Source organism: Xanthomonas euroxanthea, assembly GCF_900476395.1.
GTDB lineage: Bacteria > Pseudomonadota > Gammaproteobacteria > Xanthomonadales > Xanthomonadaceae > Xanthomonas > Xanthomonas euroxanthea.
In genome coordinates, this window is the sequence record NZ_UIHB01000002.1 from 466853 (window position 1) to 487471 (window position 20619).

Annotated in this window: 19 protein-coding genes and 2 tRNA genes; 6 read left to right on the forward strand and 15 right to left on the reverse strand. The window is 66.1% G+C overall.

Going from position 1 to position 20619, the window contains the following annotated elements:
• The first annotated feature begins 14 nt into the window (after positions 1 to 14).
• Positions 15 to 1004 (forward strand): DedA family protein/thiosulfate sulfurtransferase GlpE, encoded by a 990-nt coding sequence (locus tag CPBF1521_RS09215; protein WP_115676780.1) that lies wholly within the window; start codon positions 15 to 17, stop codon positions 1002 to 1004.
• A 146-nt stretch (positions 1005 to 1150) separates the two neighbouring features.
• Here CPBF1521_RS09215 and CPBF1521_RS09220 read toward each other — a convergent pair.
• From CPBF1521_RS09220 to CPBF1521_RS09265, 10 genes are all read right to left on the reverse strand, one after another.
• Positions 1151 to 1227, reverse strand: a tRNA-Arg gene (locus CPBF1521_RS09220).
• Between the two features lie 107 nt (positions 1228 to 1334).
• Positions 1335 to 1411, reverse strand: a tRNA-Arg gene (locus tag CPBF1521_RS09225).
• A 40-nt stretch (positions 1412 to 1451) separates the two neighbouring features.
• The gene (locus CPBF1521_RS09230; RefSeq protein WP_104582905.1) at positions 1452 to 2333 is read right to left on the reverse strand and encodes an alpha/beta hydrolase family protein; all 882 of its coding nucleotides are present in this window, start codon (positions 2331 to 2333) and stop codon (positions 1452 to 1454) included.
• The gene (gene thiD, locus CPBF1521_RS09235) at positions 2330 to 3139 is read right to left on the reverse strand and encodes a bifunctional hydroxymethylpyrimidine kinase/phosphomethylpyrimidine kinase (protein ID WP_166767714.1); all 810 of its coding nucleotides are present in this window, start codon (positions 3137 to 3139) and stop codon (positions 2330 to 2332) included. The genes CPBF1521_RS09230 and thiD overlap by 4 nt, the downstream gene beginning before the upstream one ends.
• A 37-nt stretch (positions 3140 to 3176) precedes the next feature.
• Positions 3177 to 3848, reverse strand: a complete 672-nt coding sequence (locus tag CPBF1521_RS09240) for a YoaK family protein (RefSeq protein WP_104582907.1) — start codon at positions 3846 to 3848, stop codon at positions 3177 to 3179.
• A gap of 6 nt (positions 3849 to 3854) precedes the next feature.
• Positions 3855 to 4337 (reverse strand): hypothetical protein, encoded by a 483-nt coding sequence (locus CPBF1521_RS09245; RefSeq protein ID WP_104648538.1) that lies wholly within the window; start codon positions 4335 to 4337, stop codon positions 3855 to 3857.
• Positions 4337 to 5734 carry a PhoH family protein gene (locus tag CPBF1521_RS09250; RefSeq protein WP_104582909.1) on the reverse strand — a complete coding sequence of 466 codons (1398 nt, stop codon included), beginning with the start codon at positions 5732 to 5734 and terminating at the stop codon, positions 4337 to 4339. Before CPBF1521_RS09250 ends, CPBF1521_RS09245 begins: the two co-directional genes overlap by 1 nt.
• An 82-nt stretch (positions 5735 to 5816) precedes the next feature.
• Positions 5817 to 6299 (reverse strand): peroxiredoxin, encoded by a 483-nt coding sequence (locus CPBF1521_RS09255; protein ID WP_115676781.1) that lies wholly within the window; start codon positions 6297 to 6299, stop codon positions 5817 to 5819.
• 37 nt (positions 6300 to 6336) lie between these two features.
• Positions 6337 to 6687, reverse strand: a complete 351-nt coding sequence (locus tag CPBF1521_RS09260; RefSeq protein ID WP_104582911.1) for a ribonuclease E inhibitor RraB — start codon at positions 6685 to 6687, stop codon at positions 6337 to 6339.
• Between the two features lie 13 nt (positions 6688 to 6700).
• Positions 6701 to 7327, reverse strand: a complete 627-nt coding sequence (locus CPBF1521_RS09265) for a glycine cleavage system transcriptional repressor (protein ID WP_002813792.1) — start codon at positions 7325 to 7327, stop codon at positions 6701 to 6703.
• 92 nt (positions 7328 to 7419) lie between these two features.
• Between CPBF1521_RS09265 and dapA the strand changes: the two genes are divergently transcribed.
• Both dapA and CPBF1521_RS09275 read left to right on the forward strand, forming a co-directional pair.
• Positions 7420 to 8328, forward strand: coding sequence for a 4-hydroxy-tetrahydrodipicolinate synthase (gene dapA / locus CPBF1521_RS09270; RefSeq protein WP_115676782.1), 909 nt, complete (start codon positions 7420 to 7422; stop codon positions 8326 to 8328).
• A 16-nt stretch (positions 8329 to 8344) separates the two neighbouring features.
• Positions 8345 to 8863, forward strand: coding sequence for a hypothetical protein (locus CPBF1521_RS09275; protein WP_104582913.1), 519 nt, complete (start codon positions 8345 to 8347; stop codon positions 8861 to 8863).
• A gap of 121 nt (positions 8864 to 8984) precedes the next feature.
• Here the strand turns inward: CPBF1521_RS09275 and fdxA are convergent, their stop codons facing one another.
• The 5 genes from fdxA to CPBF1521_RS09300 form a co-directional block, all read right to left on the reverse strand.
• Positions 8985 to 9308 (reverse strand): ferredoxin FdxA, encoded by a 324-nt coding sequence (gene fdxA, locus CPBF1521_RS09280; RefSeq protein ID WP_006453280.1) that lies wholly within the window; start codon positions 9306 to 9308, stop codon positions 8985 to 8987.
• A 116-nt stretch (positions 9309 to 9424) separates the two neighbouring features.
• Positions 9425 to 10303 (reverse strand): 2-dehydro-3-deoxygalactonokinase, encoded by an 879-nt coding sequence (locus CPBF1521_RS09285; protein WP_115676783.1) that lies wholly within the window; start codon positions 10301 to 10303, stop codon positions 9425 to 9427.
• A complete protein-coding gene (locus CPBF1521_RS09290) occupies positions 10300 to 11211 on the reverse strand; it encodes an SMP-30/gluconolactonase/LRE family protein (RefSeq protein WP_115676784.1) in 912 nt (303 codons plus the stop codon). Before CPBF1521_RS09290 ends, CPBF1521_RS09285 begins: the two co-directional genes overlap by 4 nt.
• Positions 11205 to 12353, reverse strand: coding sequence for a galactonate dehydratase (gene dgoD / locus CPBF1521_RS09295; RefSeq protein ID WP_104582916.1), 1149 nt, complete (start codon positions 12351 to 12353; stop codon positions 11205 to 11207). The genes CPBF1521_RS09290 and dgoD overlap by 7 nt, the downstream gene beginning before the upstream one ends.
• Positions 12350 to 12982, reverse strand: coding sequence for a 2-dehydro-3-deoxy-6-phosphogalactonate aldolase (locus CPBF1521_RS09300; protein WP_115676785.1), 633 nt, complete (start codon positions 12980 to 12982; stop codon positions 12350 to 12352). The genes dgoD and CPBF1521_RS09300 overlap by 4 nt, the downstream gene beginning before the upstream one ends.
• Positions 12983 to 13355: 373 nt before the next feature.
• Between CPBF1521_RS09300 and CPBF1521_RS09310 the strand changes: the two genes are divergently transcribed.
• From CPBF1521_RS09310 to CPBF1521_RS09320, 3 genes are all read left to right on the forward strand, one after another.
• Positions 13356 to 14327, forward strand: a complete 972-nt coding sequence (locus CPBF1521_RS09310; protein WP_104582918.1) for a LysR family transcriptional regulator — start codon at positions 13356 to 13358, stop codon at positions 14325 to 14327.
• A 262-nt stretch (positions 14328 to 14589) separates the two neighbouring features.
• Positions 14590 to 17520, forward strand: a complete 2931-nt coding sequence (locus CPBF1521_RS09315) for a TonB-dependent receptor (protein ID WP_115676786.1) — start codon at positions 14590 to 14592, stop codon at positions 17518 to 17520.
• Between the two features lie 340 nt (positions 17521 to 17860).
• On the forward strand, positions 17861 to 20584 hold the full coding sequence (locus CPBF1521_RS09320) for a TonB-dependent receptor (protein ID WP_104648544.1): 2724 nt from the start codon (positions 17861 to 17863) through the stop codon (positions 20582 to 20584).
• The last annotated feature ends 35 nt before the right edge of the window (positions 20585 to 20619 follow it).

The window sequence follows — 20619 nt, forward strand, 5'->3', positions numbered from 1 at the left end:
CGCAGGGGCGCCGCATGCAGGGCTTGATCGAACAGTACGGATTGGCGCTGGTCTTTGCCAACGTGCTGGCGTTGTCGCTGGGCCTGCCGGTGCCGGCGCTGCCGACCCTGGTGCTGGTCGGGGCCGGCTACGCGCTGCAGGGCGGGGAGGATGCCTGGCTGGCCGGACTGACGGCCTTGGCGGTGTCGGTGCTGGCAAGCCTGCTCGGCGACCTGGCCTGGTATCTGGCTGGCCGCCGTTTCGGTAATCGCACCTTGCAGTCGCTGTGCCGGCTGTCGCTGTCGCGCGATACCTGCATGAAAAAGACCGAGCGGTTCTTCTCGCGCTGGGGTGTGCGGGTGCTGGCGGTGGCTAAGTTCGTGCCCGGTCTGTCGATGGTCTCGGTGCCGATGGCCGGTGCGATGCGGGTGCGTCCGTCGGCGTTCCTGCGCTACGACGCCCTGGGTGCGTCGCTGTGGGCATTGGTCGGCCTGGGCCTGGGCGCGCTGTTCGCGCAGCAGGTGCAGGACGTGCTGGCGTTGCTGTCCGACCTGGGGTCCGGTGCGATCGTCGTCGTGGCCGTGTCGCTGGCCTGCTACGTCGGCTGGCGCTGGTGGCGCCGGCATGCCCTGCTGCGTTCGCTGGAGCATGCGCGGATCGCCGTGGAGGAGCTGGTGCCGCTGCTCGATGGCGACGAAGCACTGCGGCCGACGGTGCTGGATATCCGGGCGCCGGGCCACCGCGATCTGCAGCCGTACACGATTCCCGGCGCGGTGTTTGCCGACGAGCGTCAGCTGGCGCAGATCCTTGCCAGCGTGCCGCGCGATCGCAGCGTGGTGATCTATTGCGCGTGCCCGGACGAGGTGTCGGCGGCGTGGTTGGCCGCTCGGATGCGCGAGCGCGGATATCGCGACGTGCGGCCGCTGTTGGGTGGGCTGGATGCCTGGCGCGACGCCGGGCATCCGGTGACCTCGCTGCTGCCGGTGGTGGTGGCCGGGGCCGATGCGCTGGATGCGATGGCCTGATCGCCGTTATGCGGTGACATGCCGCGCGCATGCCGGCCTGTCGCGCTTCTTGCTTGGCGTTGGCTGCGTCGTAACGGCGCAGCCACGATTCGTCCTCGAACGGCAGGCAAAAAAAAGACCAGCAAGCTGGTCGTTTTCTTCAAGATTGGTGCGCCCGGAGAGATTCGAACTCCCGACCGCCTGGTTCGTAGCCAGGTACTCTATCCAACTGAGCTACGGGCGCATTATCTTGTTTTGACTTGCATTTCGACTTGCAGATCCATCGCAGTGCGATAAGACCTTTTAACTAAAAAGACAGCGTTTGAAGGCTGTCTCTCGTTGTTCTGAAGATGGTGCGCCCGGAGAGATTCGAACTCCCGACCGCCTGGTTCGTAGCCAGGTACTCTATCCAACTGAGCTACGGGCGCGTCGTCAGGAGCGGAATTATGCGGATGCCTGGAGTGCTCGTCAATCCCTTTGTGAAAGTCGATCGTCGCTGCCCGCATCGCCAAGCTGCCGCCGCAGCGCAGCGGCAACGGCAGCAGGCGTCTTCATCCACGCAAAATGATCGCTACGCGTGCCCAGTCGCGCATCGTCCAGGGCGATGCGCTCGGCAGGTGCCTGCGGCATTTTCTGCAGCAAGGCCTGCAAGGCGCCGGGCGGGCCGAAGCGGTCGCGTGCGAAGGTCACTGCGCTGATCGGCATGCGCAGTTGGCCCAGCGCCTGTTCGAGATTCCATGACGTGCCGGCCGCACGATAACGATTGCTGCGACCGACCTGCGCCCAATCGGCGATCAGGCTGCGCGCCTCGGTTCCGCCGAAACCGAGCGTTCGTCCATGCAGCACGCCCTGGGTACGTGCCAGCCATGGCAGCAGTCGGAAGATCAGCGGCAGGCCGTAGCGCATCGGCACCGGGAAATTGCGCCAGTACGGCGAGCCGCTGGCGACCAGCCACAGCTGCACAATCCGTGCAGGCTGCAACGCGGCATGGCAGCAGGCCAGTTGGCCGCCGAGGCTGTGACCGCCGAGCACGCACGGCAGCTGCGGGTCATGCAGGTCGAGCAGCGCCCGGCTGGCGGGAATATCGTCGGCAAGCAGCGTGCGATAGCCCCAGTCGTGCTGGCGCGAGGGGCGCAGGGTGCTGCTGCCATTGCCGCGCCATTCGTGCAGGTACACCGCAATGCCGGTGCCGGCCAGTGCATGTGCGAACGGCAGGTAGTGTCGCGCGGCGACTCCGAGTGCCGGCAGCCACAGCAGGCTGGCGATCGGCCGCGCCGGGGCGTGGCGCAGCACCTGCCAGGCATGTCCATCCACGGCGGTGACGGTGAGCGTGCTGGCGTGCACGCTCATGGGCTGGGCGCGGCACCGAAATGGTCCAGGACCAGCACCTCGCCGTGACCGGGGCTATGGCCGAGGCGGATGGCGCGCGCGACGTAGTCGATGGCCGCTTCGCAGGCATTGAGCAGGGACAGGCCCTGGCACACCTGCGCGGCAATGGCCGCCGACAAGCTGCAGCCGGTGCCGTGCGCATCGACCTGCAGGCGCGGATGCATGAACACGTCCTGGGTGACGCCGTCATCGAAGCGGTCGATCACGCGCGTGCCCTCGTGCAGGTGACCGCCCTTGAGCAGCACCGCGTTGGCGCCGAGGTCGAGCAGGGCGGCGGTGGCATGCTCGGCGGCATCGGCATCGTCGATGCGGCGGCCGGTCAGCAGCTCGGCTTCGGGCGTATTCGGCGTGATCAGCGTGGCCAGCGGCAGCAGGCGCGTGCGCAGGGCCTCCAGTGCGGCGTCTTCGAGCAGGCGGGCGCCGCTGGTGGACACCATCACCGGGTCGAGCACCACGAACGGCGGGCGATGTCTTTCAAGCAGATCGGCCACGCAATGGATGACCTCGGCGTTGGCGAGCATGCCGAGCTTGACTGCCTGAATTTCGAAGTCCGCAAAGCAGGCATCGATCTGCGCCTGCAGGAACGCGATCGGCGGGACATGCACGGCAGTGACGGCGCGGGTGTTCTGCGCGGTCAATGCGGCGATCGCCGACAAGCCGTGCACGCGGTGCGCGGCGAAGGTCTTGAGGTCGGCCTGGATGCCGGCGCCACCGCCGGAATCGGAGCCGGCGATGGTCAGGGCGGACAGCGTGCTGGACGTGGTCATGAGGGGATTTTGCACTGCCGCCTGGCGGAAGTGCGGATCATTGCGTACGCCAGCGACGCCATTGCAGGTAGGCAATGTAGCCGGCACCGGTCAATCCGGTGAGGCCGGCTGGCAGGTAGAGCGCGTCGTAGTGCCAGCGCTGGAACAGCCAGGTGCCAAGCACGCTGCCGGCGAGAAAGCCGCTGATGATCAACCCGCTCAGCGTGAGCCGGCGCACCTGCAGCGGGCGCCCGCGCAGCAGGTGCCCCAGGCCGATGCCCAGGTCGGTGAACATGCCGCTCAGGTGCGTGGTGCGCACCGCCGCGCCACTGAGGGTGGTGGCCATGGCGTTCTGCAGCCCGCAGGCACCTGCGGCGACCAGCGCGCCGCCGACGTGATGCAGCTTGAACAGCGGAATCGCGGCCAGCAACAGCAGCGCTTCGAGCAGCAGCGCCGCGCCGTAGCGCTGTCCGAGCCGCAAGACATCGTCCTGGATGATCAGGCCGCTGAGCATGGCGCCTGCGCAGAAGGCGATCAGGATGCCCCACAGGAAGCCGATCTCCGGTGCGCTGTCCTGCACCAGCGCCACGCCGAGCAGGCTGGTGGTGCCGGTGAGATGGCTGACCACCTGGTGTTCGGAACCCAGGTAGCCGACCACGTTGACCATGCCGGCCACACCCGACAACGCGACCGCGCCGATCCAGACCCAGCGCGGCAGCAACAGGCCCATCGCCGGTCAGGGCGTGCCGTTGATGGCGATCTGCGAAAACGCGCCGGTTTGCGGGTCGTACAACGCGCCCCAGAACGCACTGCCGCCATCGCACACCCGGATGGCGTCCCTGGCCGGTTTCACTGGCGGATCGTTCGGCAGCCTGAAGGCGTTGATGTAGATCAGCTGCTGGCCCTGGATCACCACGCCGACGTACTGGCGGTCGAAATCACGTGGCTCGGGGATGGTCGGGGTCAAGGCATCCTGCCTGGATTCGAGCTGCTCGATCTGCTGCTGGCTCGGTGTCCAGTAGCCGGTGATCTGGCCAGGATGACGCGCCGGGCTGTCGCGCGAGCAGGTGTCCAGCACCTGCTCGGCGACGCTCTGGCGGGTGATGACCCAGGATTGCCCGCTCTTGAGGTTGGTGGGCACGCTGGCCGGAGGCGGCGTGGTCGCGCAGCCGGCAAGTGCCAGGACGGTGAACGCCGCCGCGCCGCGCAGCAGGTGCATCACAGCACCTCCGAGGCGAAGTCGGCCAGGCGCGACCGCTCGCCACGACGCAGCGTGATATGCGCGCTGTGCGGCCAGGCCTTGAAGCGGTCCACCGCATAGGTCAGGCCCGAGGTGGTCTCGGTGAGGTAGGGCGTATCGATCTGTTCGACATTGCCCAGGCACACGATCTTGGTGCCGGGGCCGGCACGGGTGATCAGCGTCTTCATCTGCTTGGGCGTGAGGTTCTGCGCTTCGTCCAGAATCAGGTAGCGCGACAGGAAGGTGCGCCCGCGCATGAAGTTCATCGAGCGGATCTTGATGCGGCTGGCGAGCAGGTCGTTGGTGGCCGCGCGGCCCCACGAGCCGCCTTCCTGGTTGTGGGTGAGCACTTCCAGGTTGTCGGTCAGTGCGCCCATCCACGGGGTCATCTTTTCCTCTTCGGTGCCGGGCAGAAAGCCGATGTCTTCGCCGACGCTGACGGTGGCGCGGGTCATGATGATTTCGCGGTAACGCTGCTGATCCATCGTCTGCGCCAGGCCGGCGGCCAGGGCGAGCAAGGTCTTGCCGGTACCGGCGGTGCCGAGCAGGGTGACGAAATCGATCTCCGGGTCCATCAAGGCATTGAGCGCGAAGTTCTGCTCGCGGTTGCGCGCCACGATGCCCCACACCGCGTGCTGGCCGCTGCGGAAATCGTCGACCAGGCACAGCGTGGCCTTGCCGCCGCCGACCTTGGCCACGCGCAGTTCCACTTCGTCCTCGCCCGGCAGATACAGGTACTGGTTCGGATACCAGTCCTCGTCGTCGGCCAGCACGATCTCGTAATGGGTGCGGCCACGCTCGTTCCAGCTGCGCAGGTCCTGGTTGTGCTTTTCCCAGAAGTTTTCCGGCAGCTCGATGGCGCCGGTGAACAGCAGGCTGAAATCGTCCAGCGCGCGATCGTTCTGGTAGTCCTCGGCATTCAGGCCGCTGATGTAGGCCTTGATGCGCAGGTTGATGTCCTTGGACACCAGGATGACCGGTACATCCGGATTCTCCTCGCACAGCGCCAGCACCGATGCCAGGATCTTGTTGTCCGGAATCATCGCGCCGAAGGTGCGGCCCGGGTCGATCGGATGGATCTGGAAATACAGCCGGCCGATCGCGGCCTGGCCCTTGAGCTGGATGCCCTGCGGATGGCTGAGCAGGATGCCGGCCTGGATCTGCTCGGCGTTGGTGTTCTCCAGCAATTCGTCCAAAAAGCGGCTGACCTGGCGCGCATTCCGGCTGACTTCGGACGTGCCCTTCTTGGCGTTGTCCAGTTCCTCGATCACCTGCATCGGCAGGAACACATCGTGTTCCTCGAATTTGAACAGCGCGGTGGGATCGTGCATCAGCACGTTGGTGTCCAGCACGTAGATGCGCTTGCCTCGGGTCATTGGGTCTTCCAAGTGATGGAACAGGGGCGAGCCATCACGCCTGCGGGGCAGGGTGATGGAGGACACGGGAAACCAGGGGGCGTCACTGTCTGGCGTGCGCCTTCAACGCGGCCAGCACGGCGTCGGCGTGGCCGGCCACCTTGACCTTGCGCCAGGCCTGCACCACAACCCCTTCGGGCGACAGCAGGAAGGTGCTGCGCTCGATACCGAGCACCTGCTTGCCGTACATGTTCTTTTCCTTGATCACGTCGAAGGCGCGGCACAGGGCCTCGTCGCCATCGCTGACCAGCGGGAAGGCAAAGCCCTGCTTGGCGCAGAAATTGTCGTGCGACTTCACCGAGTCGCGCGACACGCCCAGCACGACCGCGCCGGCCTGCGTGAACTGCGGCAGCAGCGCATTGAAATCCAGGCCTTCGGTGGTGCAGCCGGGGGTGCTGTCCTTCGGGTAGAAGTAAAGCACCAGCCATTTGCCGGCATAGCCGCGCAAGGTGGTCTGAATGCCACCGGACAGCGACAGTGGCAGGTCCAGGCTTGCGGCGGGGAGGTCAAGTACAGCGTCGGTCATCGTTGCTCAGCCCAAAGTGGAGGGGCGTGCGGCGCGGTCATGCCGGGCCGACGTCCATCCCATCATAAGCAGCCACGTGGAAACGTTTGGCAAGCGCATCGAACTGCGCATTGCGCTGATTCAGCGACTCGATGGTGTGCTGTTCCAGCTTGTCCACATGCAGGAAGTAGGACTCCTCGTCGTCGCCATCGTCTTCGTCGCGTTCGCCGAGGAAGATGTCGATGACGCGATAGCCGTCCTGGGTCAGTTGCGCGGCGAGCTGTTGCAGCGGTTGCTGGGCCGGGTCGGCGAAGAAATATTCCCAGCGCAACGGCCCGTCGAGATTCCAGTCGGTCTCGGAGCGGATGTGCTCGAACATCTGTTTCAGTGCGGAAAGGGCAATGGCCATCGGGACGTCTGCCTCAGAACTTCATCGGGTCCATGATCGCGTCGAGATTGAGGTGATCACAGAATTCCAGGAAATCATCGCGCAGTGCGGCGATGTGCATGTTGGCCGGCACGCCGATCGTCACCTGCGCAGAGAACATCTCCGCGCCGGTCTGCATGGCGCGGTAGCGCGTGCTCTGCAGGTTCTCGATGGTGATGCCCTGGCGGTCGAAGAAATCGGCCAGCTGGAACAGGATGCCCGGCTTGTCGGCGGCGATGACTTCGACGATGTAGGGCAGCAGGTTGGACTGGGTCTGCTTGGGGCCGGTGCGGTACCACACCAGCTTCAGGCCCTCTTCGCGCTCGAGGCGGGTCAGCATGGCCTCCAGCTTGGCGACCGAGTCCCAGGAGCCGGTGGCCAGGGCGGTGACCGAGACATCGCGCCCCACCGTGGCCAGGCGGGCGTCCACGAGATTGCAGCCGCTATCGGCGATGCGGCGGGTGACGGGCAACAGGGGGGACTCCGGATGCGTCGTGTAGGCGTTGATCAGGAGGTGGTTTTCGGTCGGCGAGGGCCGGGGAGTCGAGTCGGTCAAAGGGGCTTCCGGCATTGCATCAGGCTGAATGGCCGCCCGGGCAGGCGCCCTGGCGGTGACCAGCATACTTGCCCGTGGTTTCGCGCCGCAAGTAACATGCAGGCGGCCACAACCCGCGTGCGCGCGGGCCTTTCCTGTCACGTAAGAGCAGCAGAATCTTGTCCCTTTCCGGCATCATCACCGCGCTGGCGACCCCTTTCGGTCCGGACGGCGCACTCGACCTGGATGCCTGGCGGCGGTTGCTGGAACAGCAACTGCACGGCGGCGTGCAGGGAATCGTCGTCGCCGGTTCCACCGGCGAGGCCGCCGCATTGAGCGACGAGGAGTACGACACCTTGTTGCGTGCCGCCGTTGCGCAGGTGGCCGGCCGCGTGCCGGTGCTGGCCGGCACCGGCCTGTCGGGCACCGCCAAGACCATCGCGCAGACGCGCCGCGCCGCTGCGCTGGGTGCGCAGTACGCGCTGGTGGTGACGCCGCCGTACGTGCGTCCGACCCAGGCCGGCCTGCAGGCGCATTTCCTGGCGGTTGCCGACAACGGCGGCTTGCCGGTGGTGCTGTACAACGTGCCCGGCCGCACCGGATGCGACCTGTTGCCGGAGACGGTTGCCACGCTGGTCGGGCATGCGAACATCGTCGGCATCAAGGAAGCGCGCAGCGAGCCGGAGCGCATGGCCGCGCTGGTGGCGCTGCGCAGCGAGTCCTTCGTGGTGCTCAGCGGTGATGACGGCAGCGCCGCACAGGCGATGCTGTCCGGTGCCGACGGGTTGGTTTCGGTGGCGTCCAACGCCTTGCCGTCGGCCTATCGGCGCCTGTGCGACCTGGCCCGCGACGGCCAGCGCGAGGCGGCCACCACGTGGGACGCACGCCTGAGCGAGTACCACAGTTTCTGCGGCATCGAATCCAATCCCATCCCGGTCAAGGCGCTGCTGCAGCGCGCCGGGATCGGGTACGGCCTGCGTTTGCCGTTACTGCCCCTTTCTGCGGCGCACCAGCCCGCCGCCGACCGCCTTGCCGCCGACGCTGTTGCGTTGGAAGCGCTTTCCAGCCGCGAAATGCTCGCGGCCTGACCCAGGAGATCTATCGATGCGTCATTCCGTTTCCCCCGTCCGCGTGCTCTCGCTCGCGTTGCTGGCGACCGCCACCGTCGCCGCCACGAGCGGTTGCAGCTGGTTCCACAAGGGCGCACGCGGTGACTACGCGCTGGCCCCGGAAGCCCGTCCGCTGGAAGTGCCGCCGGATCTGAACCTGCCCGATACCTCCGGCGCGATGAAGGTGCCGACGCTGGCTTCGACCGCGCAGCAGAACACTTCGGCGCCGCCGTCCGCCAGCGCCAACAGCGGCTTCACCGTGCCGGGCGAGCGCGACGAGGTGTTCGCCAAGGTCGGTGCGGCACTGGCCGACATTCCCGGCCTGACCATCGCCAGCAAGGCGCAGATGCTCGGTTCCTACGACGTGAGCTACGAAGGATCCAGCTTCCTGGTACGCGTGGTGAAGGTCGACGCCGGCAGCTACGTGTCGGCAGTGGATCCGCGCGGCATGCCGGCCACCGCGGCAGCGCCGGTGGCGGTGATCACCGCGTTGAAGGGCAAGCTGGGCGGCTGAGGCCGCTGCAGCCATCGCAGACAGCAGAACGGGCGCTTCGGCGCCCGTTTTGCGTTTCTGATGCGGTGTCGTCGCTGCGCTGCCGTGGCGTTGCTGCGGCTGGAGGCGGCCAGGCGCTATGTCAGCGCTGCAGCAGCGGCAGCTTGTTCGGCTTGCCGTCCCATTCGGCGGCATCGGGCAGCGGCTCCTGGCGCACGGTCAGCACCGGCCAGGCCTTGGCCAGCTCGGCGTTGAGCGCGACGAAGCCTTCCTGGCCTGCCGGGACGTCGTCTTCCGGGTAGATCGCGTTGGCCGGGCATTCCGGCTCGCACAGCGTGCAGTCGATGCACTCATCCGGGTCGATGACCAGGAAGTTCGGGCCGACATGGAAGCAATCCACCGGACAGACCTCGACACAGTCGGTGTATTTGCACTTGATGCAGTTTTCGGTGACAACAAAAGGCATGGCGGAATCCGGCGTTTAGCCTGTCAATTCTAAAGCAGTCCGGTGGCCGGTGTGGGGTTGGCGGGGATTTGTCCGCCCCGGCCGTGGCCGGCCGGTTGCGTGCTGGGCGTCTGCGCTCAGGCCAACCCGCGCTGCCTGGCCAGCGCGAACAATCCCGTGGCGGCCAGATCTTCCGGATGCCGCTGTGTCTGCACGCCCAGATGCGCCAGCGCCAGCGCATAGCGTTGTGCCAGGCCGGGGCTGCCGACCAGGTGCACGGTGGCGTGATCGCCGCGGTGCTCGCGCAGCTCGTGGCCGATCAGCAGGCCCGACAGATAGGACGGCAGCGCGGCGGCGGTGAGGCGGTCGAACAAACCCAGGGTGCGCGCGCCGAACAGGTGGTGGCTGAGCCCGCCGGGCTCGGCGCTGCGATCGACGCCTTGCGCGAATGCGTCGGTGTCCAGGTCCGCAGGATCGTCCTGCATCAGCTTGCCCAGGATGCTGTGCTGGCGCAGCACCGCATACAGCTCGCCGGTCATGACGGTGGCAAAACCGGTCAGCTGGCCGTGGTCGAGCTGTGCCCATTTGCTGTGGGTTCCGGGCAGGCAGGCGACGTGCGTGCCGTCGCCGAGCGCGGCGAGCAGGCCGACCAGCTGGGTTTCCTCGCCCCGCATGACATCGGGTACGCCGTGCTGCTGGCCGGTGCTCACGCCGGGCACGAACCACAGCGTGCGTCCTGGCAGCAGGTCGTCGTAGCTGCGCATCGCCTGCGCCAGCGCGGCGGTATCGGCCGGGCAGGGCAGATAGGCCTGTTCGACCCAGCCATTGCGGCTGCCGATCATGCCCGACAGCAGCAGCGGGCCGTCCCAGCCCTCGATCAGCGTGCTCAGCACCTCGCCGAAGCGGCCCTGGCAGGCCAGGATGCCGTCGCTGCCGCGGCGCTGCTCCAGCACCTGGCCGTCGGCAGCGAGCAGATAGCCGCGCAGGCTGCTGGTGCCCCAGTCGATGGCGATCATGCGCTGGCCACCCGACTCTCGGGCAGGCCGTTGATCGGCACGTCGCAGACGTACAGGCCGCCGGCTTCCGGGGTGCGGGCCAGTTCCTCGGCGCTGTGGTCCAGGCGCGAGCTGATCACGTGCAGGCGGTCCAGCGCGGCGCCGCCGAAGGCGCTGCAGGTGGGGTGCTTGACCGGCACTTGCACGATGCGCTCGATGCTGCCGTCGGGGCGGTAGCGCACCACGCGCCAGGCACGCCACTGCGCATTCCACAGATGGCCCTGGCTGTCGATGATGGAGCCGTCCGGCTCGGCATCGTCGCGGTCCAGCGTGGTGAACACGCGCACGTTGCTGGTCTGGGCGGTGTCGGCATCGTAATCGCAGCACAGGATCTGCGGGCGCAGCGAGTCGCAGTAGTACAGCGTGCGGCCGTCGGGGCTGAAGCAGATCGAGTTGGGGATCGACACGCCCGGCAGCGGCAACGCACGCAGGCCGTGGCGCAGCGAGAACTGGTACATCGCGCCGCGTGCGGCCTTGTGGTCGTGCTCGTCCATGGTGCCGAACACGAGGTTGCCGTTGCGGTCGGCGCGGCCATCATTGCTGCGCGTATGCGGGTTGTCGGCTTCGATATCGGCCAGGTGCTGGAGCGGCAGGCTGTCGCCGTCGGCATTGTCCGGGTCGGCGATGCAGATCGACTTGGCCAGCGCGATCAGCACGCGGCCGTCGTCCATCAATCCCAGGCAGCCGGGGCGGTCCGGCAACGTCCAGTACCGGGTGTGGGCGCTGTGCGGATGATGCCGCCACAGGCGCTTCTCGCTGATGTCCACCCAGTACAGCGCTTCACGCTGCTCGCACCACAGCACGCCTTCGCCATGCGTGCAGCGGCTGTCGACCGCCAGCACGGCGGTGTGTTCGGGCGTGCTCACCATTCGGCGATGCTGCCATCGCTGTGACGCCAGACCGGGTTGCGCCAGTCCGGCGGGTTTTCGTTTGCGCGCTTGAGCATGTCTTCGTCGATCTCCACACCGAGCCCGGGCTTGGGCAGGGCGGCGATACTGCCATCGACACACTGAAAATCGTCTTTATTGATGACGTAGTCGAGCAGGTCGGCACCTTCGTTGTAGTGGATGCCGATGCTCTGTTCCTGCAGCACCGCGTTGTGCGACACGAAGTCCACGTGCAGGCAGGCGGCCAGCGCGATCGGGCCGAGCGGGCAGTGCGGCGCGAAGCCGACATCGTAGGCCTCGGCCATCGCGGCGATCTTGACGCACTCGGTGATGCCGCCGGCATGCGACAGGTCCGGCTGCACCATGCCGATCCCGCCGGCGCACAGCACGTTCTTGAATTCGAAGCGCGAGAACATGCGCTCGCCGGCGGCCAGCGGAATCGAGGTGCTTGCGGCCAGGCGCGGGTAGTACTCGGCCTGTTCGGCCAGCACCGGTTCTTCGACGAACAGCGGCTTGAACGGTTCCAGCTCGCGCAGCAGCGCCTTGGCCATCGGCGCGCCGACGCGGCCGTGGAAGTCGATACCGAAGTCGATGGTGTTGCCGAAGGCCTCGCGGATCTCGGCGACCTTGACCACCGCCGCATCGACAGCGCGCGCGCTGTCGATCAGCTTCATTTCCTCGGTGCCGTTGAACTTGAAGGTGTCAAAGCCCAGCGCGCGGTAGTCGGTGATCTGCTGGATGATCGCACCAGGGCGGTCACCGCCGACCCAGCGGTAGGTCTTCATGCGATCGCGCACCAGCCCGCCCAGCAACTCGTACACCGGCACGCCCAACGCCTTGCCCTTGATGTCCCACAAGGCCTGGTCGATGCCGGCGATGGCGCTCATCAGGATGGCGCCGCCGCGGTAGAAACCGGCGCGGTACATGGTCTGCCACAGGTCATTGATGCGCGCCGGATCCTTGCCGATCACATAGCCGGCCAGTTCATGCACGGCAGCTTCCACCGAGCGCGCGCGGCCTTCGATGACCGGCTCTCCCCAGCCGGTGATGCCCTCGTCGGTCTCGACCTTGAGGAACAGCCAGCGCGGTGCGGCGTGGTAGGTGGTGAGGCGGGTGATCTTCATCCTTGCAGTTCCTGGTAGGCCTGCACGAAGGCGCGTGCATGCGTCTGGGTCGTTTCGAGCGATTGCGCGGGTTTGTACAGTTCGCCACCGATGCCGGCGCCGGCGGCGCCCTGGGCAAGGAAGCCGGCCAGGGTCTGCGGGCTGACGCCGCCGACCACGTAGACCGGAATGTGGGTGGGCAGCACCGAGCGCAGCGCGCGCACGTGCGCCGCGCCATAGGTGGCTGCCGGGAACAGCTTCAGGATCGTTGCGCCGGCATCGATGGCGTCGAACGCCTCGCTGGCGGTGGCGAAACCGGCCACCACGGTGAGCCCGCGCGACACCGCATGGCGGATCAGCGACGGGCGCGTATTCGGGGTGACGATGAAGCGCGCACCGATGCCGGCCAGGGTGTCGACATCGTCGTTGCGCAGCACGGTGCCGGCGCCGATCCAGGCGCGCTCGCCGTAGGTCTGCTGCGCGAGCGCAATGCTCTCGGCCCAGCGCGGCGAATTGAGCGGGATCTCGATCGCGTCGAAACCGGCGTCGATCAGTGCACCGACATGGTCGAGCGTTTCTTCCGGCGTGATGCCACGCAGGATGGCGATCAGTGGCAGGGCGAACAGGCTGGCGGTGGTGTCTGAGGTCATCGTGTTACTCGCGATAGAGCGGAAAACGGCCGTCGGCGACCGAAGGGCCGCCAACGTCGGGGGAGGGTGCAGTGCTGCACGGCGCTGCGCGGAGGATGGCAAGCAGCAACGACGCGGTGGCTGCGGCACTTGCGTGCGCACTCCAACGGCCTGCAATTGGCCGGCAAGTTGCCGTCATCGTCGTCCACCTCCGCAATCATGGCGTGCGTGTTGCCATCTCTTGGAAGATGGGTCACGTCTGTTCTGGCCGCGCCCGGGAGGTAGGGGCTCCTGCTGCGGCGTTCGATAGCCTCGCGCGCGGAGATATGTGCTGCAAATGAAATTTTCGGCATATTCTATTCCTCCTACGAATACACCTGCGTGGCGATACTCCATGGCAAATTCCAGCACTCCCTGGTTCAACGCTGCCCGCCTCAAGACGCGCCAGCTGCTGCTGCTGCTGCATCTGCACGAACAACGCTCGGTGCTGCGCGCGGCCGAGGCCGCCAGCATGACGCAACCGGCCGCCTCCAAGCTGCTGGCGGAAATGGAAGACATGCTGGGGGTGAAACTGTTCGAGCGACATGCCCGCGGGGTGGAGCCTACCTGGTACGGCCATGTGCTGATCCGGCGTGCGCGTGCGGCGATGTCGGAGATCGGCCGGGCGCAGGAGGAAATCGCCGCGTTGCGGGCCGGGCGCATGGGCCAGGCCTCGATCGGCACGGTGGTCAATCCGGGCACCAACCTGGTGCCGCAGGCGATCGCCGAGGTCAAGCGCGAGTTCCCCGACATCCTGGTGCGGGTGGAAATGGACTACAGCCGTCCGCTGGTGGCCAAGTTGCTGGACGGCCAGCTGGATATCGTGATCGGCCGCATCCTGGGGCCCGAGGGCGTGGGCGAGCTGGAATTCGAGCCGCTGGCCGACGAGCCGCATTCGGTGATCGCGCGGGCCGGCCATCCGCTGGCCAGCCGGGTCGGCCTGCAGCATGCGGACCTGGTACGCCATGGCTGGATCCTGCCGCCAGCCGACAGCGTGCTGCGCGCGCGGCTGGACTCGATGTTCATGGAACACGGCGTGCAGACGCCGACCAATGCGATCGAGACCTCGTCGCTGCCGGTGACCTCCACGCTGCTGCGCGGCACCGACATGCTGACCGCCTTGCCGGTGGAATCGGTGGCGCCGCTGATCCAGGCCAAGCTGCTGACCGTGCTGCCGATCGAGCTGGGTGTGCGCATGGAGTCGTTCGGCATCATCCGCCGGCGCGATTACATCCTGCCGCCGGGGGCCGAGCGCATCCTGCAGGCGCTGCGCACCACTGCACGGCGTTTGTATCCGGCCTTGCGCGGGCCGGAATCCACTGGATAAGCGGGCTCTTCCATTCGTATTCCAGAAGGGCATACCAGGCTGTGAATTTTTCATTGGCTGGCGCTAGACCACGCGCCTATATCTGTGAGCCAGATCGCACGCTGAAGCGCACGTGAAGTCGGGCAGGTGATCGGCGGCCAAGCCGCCATGCAGTGGGAGGTGGAGCCGGGCGGCAACGTCCGTGTCCTGCACGATCACGTGGCCCGTTGACGGTGCCGCGCTAACCAGTCTTCCGTCGTCTTGCGTCCTGGGAGGGATTCAGATGTACAAGTTTTCAAGCCATGCCTCGGCAGGGACGGGCGTGCACGCACGTCGTACCCCGCGTTTGCGTCATTCCGCCATGGCCGTCAGCATCGGGCTGTTGCTCGCCGCACCGGTGTACGCCCAACAGACGCAGTCGCCCCCGACTGCCCCCGCCGGCAACACTGCCGGCAGCGCGGTGGATCTGGATGCGGTGGAAGTGCGCGGTGTGCGCGCCAGCCTGATCAAGTCGCAGGTGATCAAGCGCGATGCCAGCCAGATCGTGGATTCGGTCAGTGCCGAGGACATCGGCGCCTTGCCCGACCGCAGCGTCACCGAGACCCTGCAGCGCGTCAGCGGTGTGACCATCGATCACTTTGCCGCGCGCAGCGACCCGGACCATTTCTCCGCCGAAGGCAGTGGCGTGATGATCCGCGGCCTGACCCAGGTGCGCGGCGAACTCAATGGCCGCGACATCTTCAGCGCCGCCAGCGGCCGCGGGCTGAGCTTCGAAGACGTGCCGGCCGAGTTGATGGCCGGGGTGGACGTGTACAAGAACCCCTCGGCGGAAATCATCGAAGGCGGCCTGGGCGGCACGGTCAATCTGCGCACGCGCATGCCGTTCGACAATCCCGGCCGGATCGTCGGTGGCAATGTCGATTACAACTACGGCGACATGAGCAAGAAGTACAAGCCGTCGGCCTCGTTCCTGTTCAGCGACCGCTGGAACACCGGCATCGGCGAAATGGGCTTCATGATCGACGTCGCGCACTCGGAGCTGGCCACGCGCTCGGACGGCATCCAGGTGGAGCCGTACGTGCGGCGCACCGACGAGGCCGTGCTGGCCGGCAGCGGACGCAGCGAGGTGTTCGTGCCGGGCGGGGTGAACTGGCGTCAGCTGGATTTCGAGCGCAAGCGCGACGGCATCGCGGCGGCGTTCCAGTGGAAGCCCAGCGATGCCACCGAGATCTATGCGCAGTTCCTGCGCTCGCGCTACGAAATGAACTGGCAGGAGCGCGCCGCGTTCTTCAACGACAGCAACAACAGCATCACGCCGGCGCCAGGCACGACCTTCGACTATGACGATCGCGGCGGCTTCCTGCGCGGCTCGCCGGTGTCCAGCTCGTGGCGCGGGGTGCTCACCGGCGACGGCGTGCGCTTCAACACTGACAACCGCTATTCCGAACAGCGCACCACCACCACCGACATGTCGGTGGGTTTCAGCCACTTCTTCAACGACAACCTGCAGATCAAGGGCGATATGCAGCTGGTGGAGTCGGAGAACGAACAGCTGGATTTCACCGTGTTCAGTGCGACCTATCTGCCGGGCCTGTCGTATGACGTGTCGGGCAGGTATCCCAGCGTGCAGATCGCCAACCCGGCCTTCCCCCAGGACCCGTCCAACTACTTCTGGGCGGCGGCGATGGACCACCTGGGCAAGAACCGCGGGCGTCAGCTGTCCACGCGCGTGGATCTGGAATACACCTTCGATGACAGCAGCTGGCTGCGCTTTGCGCGCTTCGGCATGCGCGCCACCGACCGCAACCAGATCAACAAGAATTCCGGCTACAACTGGGGCGTGATCTCCGACAACTGGGCCGCCATTCCGGGCACCAGCAACGGCCTGGCCAACATGTCCGAGTTCATGACCGACCAGTCGTCGTTGTTCACCTTCTCCGACTTCTTCCGTGGCAGCGTGAACGTGCCGACCACGCTGGTGGTGCCCAACAGCGGCCTGGTCAACAACTACGCCTCGGCCTCGCAGATGATCCAGCAGATCGTGGCGTTGCGCGGCTACGGCTGGGCGCCGGACACCTATCAGCCGCAGGACACCAACCGGCAGCACGAACGCACCCAGGCCGCCTACGCGGCGCTGTACTTCGGCAACGACGAGGCCTGGGGCGTGCCGGTGGATGGCAACGTCGGCATCCGCGTGGTGCAGACCAAGACCCAGGCCGAAGGCTTCGGCCAGTTCCAGAACCTGGCCGGGCTCAATGTCTCGCCGGAACTGCAGGCGCGCTATACCGGGCAATACTTCGAGAACAACTCGCAGGGCAGCTACACCAACGTACTGCCCAGCCTGAACCTGCGCCTGCGCTTCACCGACAGCCTGCAGTGGCGCTTTGCCGCCTCCAAGGCGATGGCGCGCCCGGACTACACCCAGTTGCAGCCGTATGTACTGCTCAACGTGGAAACCAACGACGCCGGCCAGGCGACCGATTTTGTCGGCACCGCCGGCAACCCGAACCTCAAGCCGATGGTGGCCAACCAGTTCGACACTGCGCTGGAGTGGTACTTCGACACCAGCGACATGCTGTACGCCACGCTGTTCTACAAGAAGGTCAAGGACTACTTCTCCACCCAGACCCGCAGCGAGATCTACGACAACCGCCCCTGGCTGGTGACACGCCCGTACAACATGGACGAGGGCACCATCCGCGGCGCGGAGCTGGGCTATACCCAGTTCTTCGACCAGTTGCCGGGCTGGCTGAGCGGGTTCGGCGTCAATGCCAACTTCACCTTCGTCGACAGCCAGGGCGGCGCCAACACCGCCACCGACCCGTACACCAATACCACCGTCACCGGGGTCGAGCTGCCGCTGGAAGGCCTGTCGCGGCGCAGCTACAACCTGGCCGGCATCTACGAGAAGGGGCCGTTGTCGCTGCGCCTGGCCTACAACTGGCGCTCGCGCTACCTGCTGACCACCAGCGATGCGTCCACCCGTCTGCCCACCTGGGCCGACGACTACGGCCAGCTCGATGGCTCGTTTTTCTACCGCTTCAACGCGCACCTGCAACTGGGCGTGCAGGCCAACAACCTGACCAACACGGTGACCAAGGTGCTGATGGGGCCGACCTCCTACGAAGGCGGTGAAGTGGATCCGCGTCTGTATACGCGCTCTTCCTTCGTCAACGACCGGCGCTACTCGCTGGTGCTGCGCATGAACTGGTAAGCGAAGGCCGTCACGGAACTGCTGTGTCCGGGCTCGCGGAGTTGAGCCCGCTTTTGCCGATCCGGCCCGCCGGGTCGGCAATGCCAGACCCGGCGGGTTTGTCGGGGTTGCTATAGTTTTTACGAATAGCTTTCCAGGAATATTTCATTGGTGTGGCACGACGGCGCCGCCCTATGCTCCGGCCGCAGCCGCTAGGTAAGCCTTGTCAGGATTACCACGCATCGCAACCGCCCGGCCTTCCGGTCGTGGGCGGATGCGGGCCAGCACCAACGACGGGCAGGGCGTTCGCGCACCGACCCGCTAAAAAATTAGAAGTACATGCGTCCTGGGAGGGAGCACCATGTCAGTGCAACATCGCCACATTCCGGCAGGCCGGACTGTGGGTCAGCGTTCGATCCGTGATTTCCGCCGCTCCGCGATGGCCCTCAGTGTGGCCACGCTGTTGAGCGCGCAGGCCTACGCGCAGGATGCGACCACCACTGCCGCTCCGGCTCAGGATTCCACCACCCAGCAGCTCGACACCGTGCAGGTCACCGGCACGCGCAGCAGCGTCACCAAGGCGCAGCTGGTCAAGCAGAACGCCGAGCAGATCGTCGATTCGATCGTTGCCGAAGACATCGGCAAGCTGCCCGACAACAACGTCGCCGAGGCGCTGCAGCGCATCTCCGGCATCCAGATCACGCGCAACTACGGCGAAGGCAGCTCGATCGCCATCCGCGGCCTGACCCAGGTGCGTACCGAACTCAATGGCCGTGATATCTTCACCGCCAACGATGGCCGTGGCCTGAGCTTCGAGGACGTGTCGGCCGAACTGCTCGGCGGCGTCAACGTCTACAAGAATCCCTCGGCCGACATGATCGAAGGTGGCCTGGGCGGCACCGTCGACCTGCGCACGCGCCTGCCGTTCGACTACGACGGCCGCAAGATCGCCGGCAGCGTCCAGTACAACTATTACGACCTGGCCGACGACGGCAAGCCGGCGTTCTCGGGCCTGTTCAGCGATCGCTGGCAGACCGGCATCGGCGAGATCGGCCTGCTGGTGAACTACTCGCAGCAGAAGAGCCCGTTCCGCCAGGACACCATCTCGATTGAGCCGTGGTACACCCAGACCGATCTGCCGGGCTATGAAGGCCAGGGCGTGTCGGTGCCGCATGGCGCCGGCATCAACACCACCGTCGGCGAGCGTGAGCGCAAGACCGGTGCGTTCGCGATGCAATGGCGTCCCAACGATGCGGTGGAGGTCTACACGCAGGTGCTGCGTTCGGAATACGACTTCAGCTGGCACGACTATTCGTTCTTCGCCCTGACCGGCGCCAACCCGATGCAGGGCCTGCCCGGCATCGAAGTCAACGACCGCAACGAATTCGTCAACGGCTCGTTCCAGAACGTGCCGACAGAGTCCAACACCAGCCTGACCGAGCGGCATTCGGTGACCACCGATTACTCGCTGGGCGCCAAGTGGACGGTCAACGAGAAGCTGACCCTGAGCACCGACTTCCAGTATGTCGATGCCACCACCACCGGCACGCGCTACATCCTGTCCACCGGTCAGTCCACCAGTCCGCAGTTCAACGTCGACTTCCGCGGCGACCTGCCGCGCCTGTCGGTGACCGATGCCAGCGGCGCGGAAGGCTACCTGGCCGACGTCAACAATTACGACGGCTGGCGCTATCACCTGGACAACAAGGACGACAACAAGGGCACCGAGTTCGCCTGGCGCGCCGACATGGATCTGGCCTTCGACAGCGACTTCGTGCGCAGCTTCAAGGCCGGTGTGCGCTACACCGACCGCGATGCCGAGACCAAGGGTAATATCTATCGCTTCATGTGCATCAACAACTGCGCGGGCGCGCCGTTCTCGCAGTTCCCCAGCGTTGGTGTCGTGACCAATCCGATCACCGATTTCTTCCGCGGTGAAAGTCATGCCTTCGGCCCGACCCTGACCGCCTCCGATGCGGCGGTGGCGAACTATCGGCAGACCCTGGCCACCTTCGGTGCCAGCCCTCTGGAGTTTTCGCCCAACAACATCAACGCGCAGACCGAGAAGACCTACGCGGCCTACGGCGTGTTGCGCTTCGGTGTGGACAGCGATTCGATTCCGTTCGACGGCAACATCGGCGTGCGCGTGGTGCGGACCGAGGTCGGCTCCACCGGCGTGCGTACCGGCACCGACGGCGAGGGCGGCGGCCTGATTCCGGTGGACGCGCAGCAGACCTATACCGACGTGCTGCCGAGCTTGAACCTGCGCTGGATGCTGAGCGATCAGCTGCAGTGGCGTTTTGCCGCCTCGCGTGGTATCTCGCGTCCCACCTTCGATCGCCTCAACCCGAACCTGAGCCTGAGCACCGGCACCTCCAACGGCGCCTCGACCTTCACCGGCAGGGCGGGCAACCCCGATCTGGAACCGGTCAAGGCCGATCAGTTCGACACGGCGCTGGAGTGGTATTTCGGCCAGGGTTCGATGATGTACGGCACCCTGTTCTACAAGAAGGTCGAAGGCTTCATCGCCGACAGCGTGTTCAACGAGGTCTACGATGGTCGCGTGTGGCAGATCACCCGTCCGGTCAATGGCGATGCCGGCAAGATCCGCGGTGCGGAACTGGGCTACACGCAGTTCTTCGACTTCCTGCCGGGCTGGCTGAGCGGCTTCGGCCTGCAGACCAACTACACCTATGTCGACAGCGAGGCACCGAGCCCCACCGCCACCGACACCAACGGCCAGGCGCTGACCGTGCCGCTGGAAGGCCTGTCCAAGAACAGCTACAACGCGATCCTCAGCTACGAAACCTCGCGCTTCCAGGGCCGTGTGGCCTACAACTGGCGCAGCGACTGGCTGGTGACTACCGCAGGCAACGGCACCGGCAATCTGCCGGTCTACAACAAGGGCTTCGGCCAGCTGGATGCCTCGCTGCGTTTCAACATCAATGATGTGTGGTCGATTTCGCTCGATGGCGTGAATCTGCTCGATACCCGGCGCGAAAGCTACCTGGGGACCGAGTCGCGCTACCGCGACTTCGTGATCAACGATCGTCGGTATGGCCTGACCTTGCGGGCCAGCCTGTAGAACGCGCCGTAGGAAGTGCGTCGCCGGTTCGGCGA